General features: G+C 41.2%; 12 protein-coding genes. 6 read left to right on the forward strand and 6 right to left on the reverse strand.

Annotated features, from left to right (window positions below):
• Positions 1-150 precede the first annotated feature (150 nt).
• Positions 151-1,476: a CDP-diacylglycerol--serine O-phosphatidyltransferase gene (gene pssA / locus BIW53_RS02815; protein ID WP_070990298.1), complete on the forward strand. Its 1,326-nt coding sequence runs from the start codon at positions 151-153 to the stop codon at positions 1,474-1,476.
• A gap of 76 nt (positions 1,477-1,552) precedes the next feature.
• On the opposite strand, the gene asnB is transcribed toward pssA, so the two are convergent.
• Positions 1,553-3,226 carry an asparagine synthase B gene (asnB, locus tag BIW53_RS02820; protein WP_070990299.1) on the reverse strand — a complete coding sequence of 558 codons (1,674 nt, stop codon included), beginning with the start codon at positions 3,224-3,226 and terminating at the stop codon, positions 1,553-1,555.
• Positions 3,227-3,661: 435 nt separating this feature from the next.
• Between asnB and BIW53_RS20815 the strand changes: the two genes are divergently transcribed.
• The 5 genes from BIW53_RS20815 to BIW53_RS02840 all read left to right on the forward strand — a co-directional run bounded on the left by BIW53_RS20815 (position 3,662) and on the right by BIW53_RS02840 (position 8,488).
• On the forward strand, positions 3,662-3,832 hold the full coding sequence (locus BIW53_RS20815) for a hypothetical protein (RefSeq protein ID WP_175442081.1): 171 nt from the start codon (positions 3,662-3,664) through the stop codon (positions 3,830-3,832).
• Between the two features lie 359 nt (positions 3,833-4,191).
• Complete coding sequence (locus BIW53_RS02825; RefSeq protein WP_070990300.1) at positions 4,192-5,157, forward strand: hypothetical protein; 966 nt, start codon at positions 4,192-4,194, stop codon at positions 5,155-5,157.
• A gap of 24 nt (positions 5,158-5,181) precedes the next feature.
• Entirely contained in the window at positions 5,182-6,081 is a 900-nt protein-coding gene (locus BIW53_RS02830) for a Hint domain-containing protein (RefSeq protein ID WP_070990301.1), read from the forward strand.
• 71 nt (positions 6,082-6,152) lie between these two features.
• Positions 6,153-6,917: a hypothetical protein gene (locus BIW53_RS02835; RefSeq protein ID WP_070990302.1), complete on the forward strand. Its 765-nt coding sequence runs from the start codon at positions 6,153-6,155 to the stop codon at positions 6,915-6,917.
• On the forward strand, positions 6,914-8,488 hold the full coding sequence (locus BIW53_RS02840; RefSeq protein WP_070990303.1) for a hypothetical protein: 1,575 nt from the start codon (positions 6,914-6,916) through the stop codon (positions 8,486-8,488). The genes BIW53_RS02835 and BIW53_RS02840 overlap by 4 nt, the downstream gene beginning before the upstream one ends.
• 79 nt (positions 8,489-8,567) lie before the next feature.
• Here the strand turns inward: BIW53_RS02840 and pcp are convergent, their stop codons facing one another.
• From pcp to pxpB, 5 genes are read right to left on the reverse strand one after another with little or no spacing between them, the layout of a single operon-like run.
• The gene (gene pcp / locus BIW53_RS02845) at positions 8,568-9,230 is read right to left on the reverse strand and encodes a pyroglutamyl-peptidase I (RefSeq protein ID WP_070990304.1); all 663 of its coding nucleotides are present in this window, start codon (positions 9,228-9,230) and stop codon (positions 8,568-8,570) included.
• Entirely contained in the window at positions 9,223-10,242 is a 1,020-nt protein-coding gene (locus BIW53_RS02850) for a DUF979 domain-containing protein (RefSeq protein WP_070990305.1), read from the reverse strand. The genes pcp and BIW53_RS02850 overlap by 8 nt, the downstream gene beginning before the upstream one ends.
• Positions 10,239-10,967 (reverse strand): DUF969 domain-containing protein, encoded by a 729-nt coding sequence (locus tag BIW53_RS02855; RefSeq protein WP_070990306.1) that lies wholly within the window; start codon positions 10,965-10,967, stop codon positions 10,239-10,241. Before BIW53_RS02855 ends, BIW53_RS02850 begins: the two co-directional genes overlap by 4 nt.
• 9 nt (positions 10,968-10,976) lie before the next feature.
• Positions 10,977-11,903, reverse strand: coding sequence for a 5-oxoprolinase subunit C family protein (locus BIW53_RS02860; RefSeq protein ID WP_070990307.1), 927 nt, complete (start codon positions 11,901-11,903; stop codon positions 10,977-10,979).
• Positions 11,897-12,553 (reverse strand): 5-oxoprolinase subunit PxpB, encoded by a 657-nt coding sequence (pxpB, locus tag BIW53_RS02865; protein ID WP_070990308.1) that lies wholly within the window; start codon positions 12,551-12,553, stop codon positions 11,897-11,899. The genes BIW53_RS02860 and pxpB overlap by 7 nt, the downstream gene beginning before the upstream one ends.
• Between the last annotated feature and the right edge of the window lie 36 nt (positions 12,554-12,589).

A 12,589-nucleotide genomic window follows, 5' to 3' on the forward strand; every position in this document is an offset into this window, starting at 1 on the left:
CAGTTGTCAAAAATACTGTACTTGATGGATATTTAAGCCATCAGAGGCAAAACTAACGCTATTCGGTGATCAAATTGTTTTTTTTTGGTATGTTCATAGTAATTTTGTTTCGTTATTCTCTTGAGAATAGCCCCTAACGAATAGGTATTTATGGCATTTTGGCAGGATACACCTGGATTTGCATTGGCAGCTGATAAAATCCAAATTTTAACGAATGCAAAGCAATATCATGATGAGTTACTCGACTTGATAGATGGTGCAAAGCAAAGGATCTATATCACCGCATTGTACTTACAAGACGACGAAGCTGGGCGGGAGATTTTAGACGCGTTACATCAAAAGTCTCTAGCAAATCCGTCGCTTGAAATTAACGTATTAGTTGATTTTCATCGAGCACAACGAGGTTTGATCGGTGAACAAAGATCGGAAGGAAATGCAAAGTTATATTGTGACAAGTTGGCACAAACGCAAAGTAACGTAAAAGTTTACGGCGTCCCAGTAAAAGCGAAAGAATTATTTGGAGTGTTGCATCTTAAAGGCTTTGTCATTGATGATACTGTGTTATACAGCGGGGCGAGCTTAAATAATGTGTATTTGCACTATGAAGATAAGTATCGGTTAGACAGATACTTTGTGATAGAGCAATCTTTACTAGCAAATAGTTTTTGTCAGTTTATTGAAAAGTATCTCTTGAGTTCCGAAGCAGTGGCGCGTTTGGATACTAGGCCGTTGCCAAAACTGGCGGACATTAAACTGGCCCAAAAACAACTCATGCGTGACCTTAAGAAGGCCAAGTATACTTTTGAAGGTGCAAACAGTAATGAAGGTCTTAATGTTAGAGCATTTTTAGGCTTTGGTAGGAGAACAAATAAATTAAACAGATTAATTAAGAGTTTGTTTGATACTACTGAGCATGAATTGGTGTTGTATACACCTTATTTTAACTTTCCTGCACCTTTATTGCGTTCATTGCGTCGTTTACTGAAACAAGGGTTACAGGTTAGCATTGTCGTTGGTGATAAAACTGCCAACGATTTTTATATATGTCCGAGCCAACCGTTTAGTCGTATCGGAGCGCTCCCGTATCTGTATGAAACGATACTGAGAAAGTTTTTAAAATCTCAACATCGCTTTATTAAGTCCGGACAGCTAAAAGTATATTTGTGGAAAGAAGGTAGCAACTCATTTCACCTAAAAGGGATATGTAAAGATAATCATACTCACCTATTGAGTGGTCATAACCTTAACCCAAGAGCTTGGGGGTTAGACATAGAAAATGGTCTTCTGATTGAAGACCCTGATAGGCAAATTCTAGAAGATATTGAGAAAGAAAAGCAGGCTATTTTGGCAAACTGTCGCTTGCTTAGCGGGCCTGAAGATGTTGAAACATTGGATGATTACCCATTGCCTGTGAAAAAATTACTGGGTCAGGCAAAACGTGTAAAGGTTGATTTTATTATTAAGCGTTTTATCTAGTCTAATCGTATTTTTACGATTGTCAGAATAAAAAAACCCAGCGCATGCGCTGGGTTTTTTATTATCATATTTAGCATTAAGCTTTTGCTTTGTATGCCTCATTGTGCACGCTTGCTGCACGGCCTGAAGGGTCCGCGTTGTTTTGGAATGACTCATCCCAAGCAAGGGCTTGGGGAGTTGAACATGCAACAGATTTCCCATGAGGAACACAGTGTGCAGCTGCATCGCCAGGGAAATGCTCAGTAAATATCTGGCGATAATAATATGCTTCTTTACTCTCAGGAGTATTAATAGGGAAGCGATATTTTGCATTTTCTAATTCTTGATCAGAGACTTGCTCTTCGACATGGGCTTTTAAAGAATCTATCCAACTGTAACCAACCCCATCTGAGAATTGCTCTTTTTGTCTCCAAAGCACTTCTTCAGGTAAATATCCATCAAACGCCTCACGTAAAATGTGCTTCTCTATTCGACCATCTTTACACATTTTGTAATCGGGATTAGTACGCATCGCGACGTCGATAAATTCTTTGTCCAAAAATGGAACTCGCGCCTCGACACCCCAAGCTGCCATTGATTTGTTCGCACGTAAGCAGTCAAACATATGAAGCTTAGCCACCTTACGGTTTAGCTCTTCATGAAACTCTTGCGCATTTGGTGCTTTGTGGAAATATAGGTAGCCTCCAAATAACTCGTCAGCACCTTCCCCTGATAGTACCATTTTGATTCCCATTGCTTTAATTTGACGAGACATCAAGTACATTGGTGTCGAAGCTCTAACCGTTGTTACATCATATGTTTCAAGGTGGTAGATAACCTCTTTTAGCGCATCGATCCCTTGTTGAACAGTAAAGTGAATAGGGTGGTGTACTGTACCGATGGCATCTGCAACTTTTTGTGCGGCCGCTAAATCTGGTGAGCCTTCTAAACCAATAGAAAAAGAATGTAGTTTTGGCCACCAAGCATCTGATGCATCATTATCTTCAATACGTTTGGCTGCAAACTTCTGAGTGATTGCAGATATTACAGAAGAATCTAACCCGCCTGAAAGTAATACCCCATAAGGCACATCACACATTAGCTGACGTTTAACCGCAGCTTCGAGTGCATCTTTGACGTCGCTGACACTTGATTCATTATTCTTTACCGACTCAAATTGTTGCCAGTCTCTTTTGTAGTAAGGTCGTAACTCACCGTCTGTCGAATATAGGTAATGGCCTGGAGGAAACTCTTCTATCTGGGTACAAATCGGCGTTAATGCTTTCATTTCACTAGCAACATAGAAGTTTCCATGATGATCTCGACCAGTATATAAGGGAATAATGCCAATGTGGTCACGACCAATCAGGTATGCATCTTGTTCTTCGTCATATAAACAAAAAGCAAAAATGCCATTAAGATCGTCTAAAAACTCCGGCCCCTTTTGTTTGTAAAGAGCCAAAATAACTTCGCAGTCTGATTCGGTTTGAAATTCAAAATCTACCGTTAAGCTATTAGCCAACTCTTTGTGGTTATAGATTTCGCCATTTACCGCTAAGATATGTGTTTGTTCTGGGTTATACAATGGTTGAGCACCGCTTGAAACACCAACAATTGCCAGCCTCTCATGGACTAATATGGCTTTATCAGATGAATACACACCTGACCAGTCTGGACCACGGTGACGTAACAGTTTTGACATTTCTATCGCTTGACTACGAAGCTGGATGGGATCGGACTTAAGCTCCAATACGCCAAAAATTGAACACATAAATTACCTCATTCCTGTGTTGATTTGTTGTTATGTTGATCAGACTTCTTAAAACTTTGTATGTATATATAAGAAATATGATCTTATAGACGAGCCAAGTGATAAGACACAGCTAACTTTGATGCGTTAACGCTTTAAACCGTCAAGCACTAGGAGCCATGCGTGAACTGTATGACTTGGCAATAGCCTTAGATGTATCAGAATTGGCACGCCAAGTCACATATAAAAGTAGATTTTCTTTGAATTATTTAATGCCATATTGGTGCAATTTTCTAAGGTTTCGCCCCAAGGTGGTGCAAAGCTTGTGGCTGCATCTTTCCGTCAAATCGTTTTCGGTCAGTTATTAGAAAAAATTAGCCATGCTTAGGTTTTTCAGTAACCAGTTTGCATCTATTTGGTGCAAGGCATTTAAGTTGAATTCGCAGGCGTTTTTACATGAACTCAGCAGCGCAACGCCTACATATTGTACGTTTGGGCGGAAAGACACCCATTAGAGAGCCAAAACGCAGTGGTACATTAGTAGCAATTTATATCGGAGAAAGTACATTCAGCGAGAGCATGTTACTGATTGTTGAAGAGAGCTTTATGTTATTAAATAGAGTATAAATTCGAAAGTTTACAATATTTAAAAATAACAAATAGAAATTTTCTTTATATTTTTTTGTAATGTCAATGGACACGATGATTACAAAAAATTATACCCCAAATATTAACAAAATAAACTTTGTGTTAATATTTATAATAAAAATATGAAGTGGGTTCTTAGTAGCTTGTTTTATAAACTTATAAATTGCGGCTTTAAATCATAGAAGTTTGCTCATTATTCATGTTGATGAATTCAATAAAAAAACAGAATATTGTGTTAATTGCAACTAATTTTTGTATGTTTTTTGTCCCTTATTTTCCTTAAATTGCTTGGGTACACGGCAATGTGTACGAATCAGTTAAATAAGGAAAATTTAAAAATGATTAAATTAAAAATAACAGTAATCTCTGCATCAATGATGGCAGTTTTTGCTGGTGGGGTTCAGGCTCACTCTTCAGGAATAGGTGAGATTGAGAGCCCATCTCAGGTAAAACACGCTGAAATTTTTATGCCAGAGAATAACTTACATTTACGGCATAATGCTGGCGGCGGGAACATGAGTGAAGCTGACTTCAATCGTATTATTGATGAAGTAAATATGTACTATGAACCACTAGTCAACTCTCATGGTGCGAACTTGGTTTGGAAGAGAAACTGGGAAGACGATACGGTTAATGCTTACGCTATGCAGCAAGGTAATAACTGGATAGTGTCGATGTTTGGTGGTTTGGCAAGAGCACCAGAAGTCACTGCTGATGGTTTCGCGTTGGTTGTGTGTCATGAATTAGGCCACCACTTAGGTGGGTTCCCGTTCAAAGGAACTCGTTGGGCATCAAGTGAAGGGCAGTCTGACTATTTTGCTTCACATTCCTGTGCAAAAAAAATCTGGGGCAACGACGATAACAGTCAATACAGATACTCAGTTCATCCAACAGCCAAAAGACAGTGTGATAATACGTATGGTAGTTATTACGAGCAAAACCTTTGTTATAGATCCTCAATGGCGGGTCTTTCGTTGGCTAAGTTGCTAGCTGCCGGACGTGGACAACACGTAAGTTTTGATGACAGAGATGAAACGGTTGTCGCAAAAACTTATGAAAACCACCCTCAAGCACAATGTCGCCTCGATACTTATGTTGAAGGTGCATTGTGCAAAATCGAAGACGATAGCTTCCTTATCCCAGGAAAAGATGCTGCCTTAGGTCGTCAATCTATCTATGCGGAGCTAGAGTCTGCGCGTAACCACTGTGCAAGCATTTCCAAAGCGCTTGATGTGCCCAATGCAAACGATGCGTTTCGTCCTAAGTGTTGGTACAAACCTCGTCTAACAGAACAACAGAATTAATCATATAAAAATTAAGGAAAAATAATGAATATTCTAAAAAATGTAGCGTTGCTGTTTACTTTCTCTGTGGCTTTTATGATGGCAACCAGCGCTGAGGCGCGTATGCCAGTGCCTGAATATCCAGAGCCTTGTCTTTTAGCTGCCGATGGTGAAATGGCCATCGAATGTGGTGGCGGTGGTGGTGGCGGTACTGGCACAACTGAAACAAACCGTTTTCTAGATCAAAAATATGTCGATCAACTTAAATCACGTTGTAACGGAACAGAGTTATCTCAAGAACAATGCAGACAGTACCGTGATTACGCTCGTGGAAACTGCATTAACGATACAGAGTACTACTATGCAAAAGCGAACAACTTTGCGCCAATCTGTAACCAATTCGATCCATCCAAACTCATCGCGGTTTGTCGTTGTGGCTGTTTTGAGCTGGGTACAAAAATTTCTGCTCGTTTAACTGGTAGCAATGTCAATAGTCAAGTGAACATCGAAGACTTGTTTAACAATGAAAAACAATTCGACGTGTTTGCAATGACTGAAACGGCAACTATGTCTGACGTTCAGTTTGACCTAGAACAAGTAGCAGATACTACTAAGGGTCCTGAAGAGAAACCTCTTGTGATTGTTAAAACAGCGTCTGGTATTCGTATCGGTCTATCAGAAGAGCATGGCGTATTATTAGCATCAGGCAAAATGGATGTAGCGCGTAACTTAAGTGTTGGCGACAAGCTAGTAAAAGAAGATGGTTCGATAGATGTGATCACTTCAATTGAACAAGGTGCACAAGACCAAGTTGTTTATAACTTGCTGACAAATTCAGATGACGAGCAAGGTCACTTAGTAATCGCGAATGGCTTAGTAATGGGTGACCTTTACTGGCAGAACATTCTGATGAGTGAGATGGCAAAATTCAAAGTTAGACAGTAATACACAGCGATAATTTAACCAACTGCGGGTATGCCAAGTTGTATCAGCAGTTGGTTTTTGTAGGAACTATTATGATTAAAAAATACCACCTAGCGTTTGTTATTTCACTGAGTATTTTAGGTACAATCTTTGCGATAACACAATTTACTGGCGCACAGAACACTGCAGTAAAGCAATCACCAGAGAGTCAAGTAATAGTAAGTAATACGTATGACGCAACAATTAAGGGCGACAAAGAGATCACAGGCGATGCAGCAGACTCGATATCAGTTGGCAATGCGCACTCTAGTATATTTGATGCATCAGTTTTAGCTTTAGCGATAGAAGATGTAGGTGATTATATCGAATTTAATCAGTATGCAGACCGAGCTCAGAAGAAAACCGCTTTATTTGAAAAGTGGGCACTAGACCCAAAAATGCTAAAATTACAGCAAGATATCTTAGTAAAAACTGAATTAGCTGAGTCAGTTTTTGGCGAAAACCAAGCACACGCAAGACTATTGGCGATAGATTACTTGGGCTATTTATCAAAAAATGGTCAACGAGATGCCATCGAGCATACCATTTATGATCTCTCAAAAAGAATAAATAATGAACCGTGGGTTAAGGGCGTTGAGCATGATTATGTGGACTTGATGTTTAAATATACTGACTCTCTTACGCAAGATGAGCTGATGAGTAACTTTGAAGAGATCATCGAGTTTTCAGGTTATTCAAAAAAAAGTCACGACCTATTTACAACTGGACTATCACTCTCTGAAACAGTACTCTTATTGCCAGATAGTAAAATGGAAGAGTTAAGAACTCGCTTAAAATTGGTCAAGGAGCAATTATGAAAAGACTGATCATCTCATCGCTGGTTGTCACATCATTATCTGGGTGTGGAAGCGATGATGTTGCAATTCCCACAGATGATGATACATCTAAGCCAGTAATAGTGGTCCCAGATGAGCCAGAACCAGAGCCTGAACCTGAACCTGAACCTGAACCTGAGCCAGAGCCTGAACCTGAGCCTGATACGGTTCCTCCTACACCCGCAAACCGTTTGGTTCAGCAGCAGGGGATTGTATTTCCTAAGTACCCCGTACTTGAACAGGATCAGGTGATTATTGATGAGGTGACTCAGCTTGTATCTCAGTCCAGTTGCAACGGTTTTCCAGGTAGCTGTGATCTTGTAGAAGTGGTTTTCGAACCTAAGCCATTTAATGCAAGTAAATTTGATGAAAAACAACGCATCTTAGTGATTGATTTTGGTTTGGCAAAGCAAGCCATTTCAGCTTATCGGGATAGGGTTATTGATCTCATGTCGTTTGATTCTGAATTGAACCTTGTTGCATATAGACCTGTATTCGAAATACCAGAGGATGCGGAACGTATATTTGCAAAAGTAAGTGGCGCAAGCCAAAGTTTATCAGCCATTAATTTTTCAGAGATCTCGGTAGATTTTGCCGCAAAGTTTCTGCCTTTGATAAATGAAAAAGATGCGCCTTTTTCTCTTGGCGATGGGCATGGTGCTCATGTTGCCAGCTTTTTATTTGAATATAACCCTAAAGCACAGCTTTTATTGGTAGAAGACAAGCACTGGATGACGGCGAGTTCTTGCGAGGCACTGGATAGTGAAGATCTAGATATTGTGACGCAAGAACTAGACAACTTAGCAAGCAAGCAAAATAGAGCATTAGCTGGATTGCAAGCTGTGATCAAGCAGCATCAGATTAGTTTGATTAATGCCTCATTTGGTGTCTCTACACAAGTGCTCAATGAATCTGTGTCTGCAAAATGCGGCAAATTGCTAAGTCAATCAGTGATGGATTCCCTTATGGCACTCGAACATCGTTACATTGACAAACTATCAACGATGACATACACCACTGAATTGAATGAGATGCGTCATCCATTACTCGTTCAGGCGGGAATACCTAAGGCGGATCATGCATTGTCTGAAGATGATGCACAATTCCCAATTGACTGCGACTCTGATATTAGCCCACGACTGCGAGTCGCGAACCCACTTACATCTATGAAGAGTTTAGGAATCGAATCAGTGCCAATTGAAGGTATTAACGACAATGCACAATTGAGTACGGATGATCATAACATTTGGATGTGTAGTGATGTATACGTGCCAACAGGTGGCTATAAAGACGGCGGGATAAAAAGCCGCGCGCGCGCATTCCCAATGACTTTATATGGGGTGCTCACTGCAGGTCCGATATACTCGGTCTTTCATAGTTCATCGTTCTCTACACCGATTGCGGTCTCAACTCTTAACTATATTCAAACTAAAGCATCTGGCTCTATGTCAGCGCAGGAACTGATAGAGGTGTTTGTAGGCTATGAGAAGAAGATTCTAGACCCATTACAGCACGATTTATTTAACGTTTATAAAGATCAAATAAGTAATTAATAGGCAATTAACCGCTCAGTTTTCGGATATACTCGATAGTAATTTTTGAAAACTGAGCGTTTTTTAAAGCAGCTTGAGATTAGTGTGTCGTGCCAGCAGCTATTTTAATATCTTGTTTGTCTTGAATTGCACAGGTCATAATCACTTTTAACGCATTTACAATCGTATCTAAGCTCATACTTGGTGCGCCGTGATGATTAACTGCCTGTGAGGGCAAATATGGGATATGAACAAACCCACCTTTGACATGTGTATCATGTTGATTTATCAAATGCATCAAGCCGTACATTACATGATTACAGACATAGGTACCCGCTGTATTTGAGATGGCAGCTGGGATCTCAGCCTGCTGCAAAGCGAGCAATAAACGCTTGATGGGTAAATTCGTGAAATATGCAGCAGGACCACCTGCGATAACGGGGGTATCAATGGGCTGTTTACCCGCATTATCTTCTATGCGTGCGTCGTTAATATTTATTGCTACGCGTTCTAGCGATATTTCTGCTCTGCCTCCAGCCTGACCAATACACAGCACCAATTGTGGTGCGTATTTATCAATTGCTATGTGTAGCTCTTGTAAAGAGGCATCAAACTCACATGAAAGTTCCTTGGTATGAACGATAAAGCCGCCAATATGCTCTCCTTCAAGTTGAGAAACAGCTTGCCAAGAAGGATTAATCTGTTCGCCTCCAAAGGGTGCGAAACCAGTGAGTAAAATACTGGGTTTTTGTGTCCTAGTCATTGAAGATGACTCCATACATGAGCAAGATATTGATAGTTAACAAGGTTAATGCTGTTGGGATCTGTACCTTGATAACCTGATATTTGTCTTTTAAGTCAAGAAGTGCCGCTGGCACGATATTAAAGTTTGCGGCCATAGGTGTCATTAAGGTACCACAGTAACCTGAATACATACCGATAGCTACCAGTGGCGCTGCTGAAGCACCATGGCCTTGAATCAAAAATGGTACAGCGATGCCCGCAGTCATCACCGGAAAAGCAGCAAATGCGTTACCCATTATCATAGTAAAAAGAGCCATTCCCGTACAATACAAAACGACCAACATAAAACGGTTGTCAGGCGAAATGAATATGGTAACAAGCTCTTGAATCGCGGTGCCTGTTTGGGCGACGATGAAAACGCCGCCCAGCATGGCTAACATCTGTGGCAGAATTGCTGCCCAGCCAATTGAATCAACGAGTCGTCGCGATTCACTTAGCGCGAGTAATGGCGAACCAGAGGTCAGCTTCCAACCTACTAATAACGCGGCACCACAAGCTAATGTTAGCGCTGCTAAAGTGACATGCTTTTGATCAAATAAATAGGTGTTAGCAATATGTATATCGCTTAGCAGTAGTGTGCAAACAACGGTTACAACTGGGATCATGACCGCAGGAATAAATAAATGATTACCTATACGCTGTGCAGAGGTGTTTAGCGCTTGCTCTGATGGGACGTCATAACTGCCCATGGAAACTTTACCTAGTCCTGCAAGTAGTGCGATAAGCAGTACACTTACACCTACCCATTGATAGGTCATTGAGGGGCCAAATAATTTGATCGATAAGTCACCAAATAAAAATACACTACCGAATAGAAACCAAAATAGGGCGGTGCTTAGTCTTTTGGGATGACCTGTGTCTTGCAGGGTTTTTACGACCAAAAACATGACAACAAATCCAATTAGCAAATAAATATTATTGATAGACAGTATAGACTGAGTCTCAGTGGCAGTGGTTACAGGCGCGCTCATGACAGCTCCTCATTCAATTCAACCTTACTGTCTTGGTCAAGCTCGTTCATTAGTTGATAAATTTTGGATTCTAAACGAGCCAGTCTGAACAGATGTACAATAAGTGCCGCTATCGCGGTAGGAATTGCCCAAAGGCCAATATGCAATGGCTCTATACCGCCAATACCGTTTTCTTTGAGAAATGCATCCATTAACAATACTGCGCCAAAAGCAATAAATATATCTTCACCAAAGAATACTGCGATGTTATCACAGGCCGCAGCATGGGCGCTTATCAAGTCCTGGACGTGTTTGGGAAGCGTGCCGTGAACATTGGTTGCAGCACCTAAGGCCATAGGGGCAAGCAAAGGTCTGACGGTCTGAGGCTGTCCAGCGAGGCTTAGTAGCCCTAGCGCTGCGGAACACTCTCTTACAACAAAGTACACACTTAAAATACGCGATGTGGTGGCTGATTTTATACTGGCAACCCAAGATTTAGCCCTTTGTTGTAAACCGTATCGTTCCAATAAGGCAATAACGGGTAATATCAACAGAAAGCTGGCTAATTGGCGTGAGTTCATAAACTTTTCGCCGAAGGTTTCAAGCATTGAGAGAAAATTAATATTCACAGCCCAGCCAGTCATTAAACCAGCGACGCAGACAACGAGTAAAGGATTAAAACGTAGTGCAAATCCAAACACAACAATGACGATACCTATTAAAGGCAAAAGGTTTAACTCAGTCATAATATTACTCTAGTTATTATTATTTTTTGCCAATGAAAATTGTGCTAAGTGTGCACTGAGTTTATCACTGGCTTTACGAGCCTCTGCTAACGTACACGGAACAAACTGGCACGTTTGGTTGGCGCCAAACTGACTGAACAGGCGTAAGTCAGCGTCGATAACGCTAGCGAGGATCGGATAGCCTCCAGTAGTCTGACAATCATTAAGTAACACGATTGGCTCACCACTGGGTGGCAGTTGTACGATACCAGGGTGAACGGCCTGCGTTGTTATAGAGACCTCATGATTTAATGGTTCGTCACAGAGTAATCTACTACCCATCCGATTACTTAACTCACTAACACGCCAAGACTGTTCAATAAAGCGTTCAAACGTATTTGCGGGCAGCTTATCACAATGTGGCCCTTTAAGTACTCGTACCTGCTGGGAGTATGGAGGCTGCTTAACTCCGAGAGTATTTAGTTTGACGCTTGATGTGTGGTAATTGAGGGAGTCGCCAGAGTTCAGTGCTCGACCTTGAAAGCCACCAAAGTGAGATTGCAGATCGGTAGCACATGAATTCAACACTGGAGTCAGCTCAAATCCTCCTTCAACTGACACATATGCGCGTTGGGCATGAGCACTAGTACCAAAAGTTAGTACGTCACCAGCACTGGCGTAATAGCGCCAGCCGGGATAAATCGCTTTGTCAGCCAGTTTCGCATTTAAGCAGCCCCCAGTGAGGGCGAAATTACAGGCTGAGGTAAACTCAAACTCCGCAAGACCAATGGTGATTTCTATGACGGCTTTATGAACAGGATTGTCTAGTAATAAGTTCGCTAAACATACTGCAAAAGGGTCTAATGCACCGCTGCGACAAACACCGTAATGGCGATAACCAAAGCGGCCAATATCTTGAACACTTGCCATTACGCCACTTTTGTTGACTTTTAGCATACGCCCTCCTTAAGCGGTACAAATTTAATTTTATCGCCTGGCGCAAAGAGGCTTGGTGGCTGATTATTTGGATTAAATAAGGTGTGCTGACAACGGCCAAGTAAATGCCATCCGCCTGGGGATTGGTTGGGATAGATGGCGCTCAGATCTTCAGCGATAGCCACGGAGCCTTTAGGCACTAGCTTCCTTGGTTTTGTTTTTCTAGGAAGCTGCAATTCACATGGCAGTTTACCTAGATAAGCAAACCCAGGTAAAAACCCTAAAAACTCAACTTGATATGTTTGGGAACAGTGTAGCTGAACTACTTGACGCTCTGTTAAGCAAGCTCGTTTAGCCACATCGTTCAGATCAGGGCCAAATTCCCCTCCGTAAATTGTTTCGATAAAATGTGTTTTTGCATCAAAAGCAAAATCATCACATTCATGCCAAAGTAACATGACATGCTTAAGCCAATATTGATAGTCATTTGGGTTAGCCATGTAAGCTGTGACGGAAGACTTTGCTGGTACAATATCGATAAATGCATTGCTGTCTTTTAGCGCTGCGCACAGAGCGAACAGTTTACGCTGCTGAGCTTGCGATGGGGCGTTTACATTTAAGGAAAGAACTAGAGCATTCTCTCCGAGTAAATAACTGTGAGCATCTGACATATTAACGGTTCTTTTTTATTATCATGGCATTAGTAT

It is taken from the genome of Pseudoalteromonas byunsanensis, assembly GCF_001854475.1.
Classification (GTDB): domain Bacteria; phylum Pseudomonadota; class Gammaproteobacteria; order Enterobacterales; family Alteromonadaceae; genus Pseudoalteromonas; species Pseudoalteromonas byunsanensis.

Bases quoted from the DNA above. Each gene is read 5' to 3' on its own strand.
- pssA (WP_070990298.1), top strand. From the start codon at position 151: ATGGCATTTTGGCAGGATACACCTGGATTTGCATTGGCAGCTGATAAA.
- asnB (WP_070990299.1), bottom strand. From the start codon at position 3,226: ATGTGTTCAATTTTTGGCGTATTGGAGCTTAAGTCCGATCCCATCCAG.
- BIW53_RS20815 (WP_175442081.1), top strand. From the start codon at position 3,662: ATGAACTCAGCAGCGCAACGCCTACATATTGTACGTTTGGGCGGAAAG.
- BIW53_RS02825 (WP_070990300.1), top strand. From the start codon at position 4,192: ATGATTAAATTAAAAATAACAGTAATCTCTGCATCAATGATGGCAGTT.
- BIW53_RS02830 (WP_070990301.1), top strand. From the start codon at position 5,182: ATGAATATTCTAAAAAATGTAGCGTTGCTGTTTACTTTCTCTGTGGCT.
- BIW53_RS02835 (WP_070990302.1), top strand. From the start codon at position 6,153: ATGATTAAAAAATACCACCTAGCGTTTGTTATTTCACTGAGTATTTTA.
- BIW53_RS02840 (WP_070990303.1), top strand. From the start codon at position 6,914: ATGAAAAGACTGATCATCTCATCGCTGGTTGTCACATCATTATCTGGG.
- pcp (WP_070990304.1), bottom strand. From the start codon at position 9,230: ATGACTAGGACACAAAAACCCAGTATTTTACTCACTGGTTTCGCACCC.
- BIW53_RS02850 (WP_070990305.1), bottom strand. From the start codon at position 10,242: ATGAGCGCGCCTGTAACCACTGCCACTGAGACTCAGTCTATACTGTCT.
- BIW53_RS02855 (WP_070990306.1), bottom strand. From the start codon at position 10,967: ATGACTGAGTTAAACCTTTTGCCTTTAATAGGTATCGTCATTGTTGTG.
- BIW53_RS02860 (WP_070990307.1), bottom strand. From the start codon at position 11,903: ATGCTAAAAGTCAACAAAAGTGGCGTAATGGCAAGTGTTCAAGATATT.
- pxpB (WP_070990308.1), bottom strand. From the start codon at position 12,553: ATGTCAGATGCTCACAGTTATTTACTCGGAGAGAATGCTCTAGTTCTT.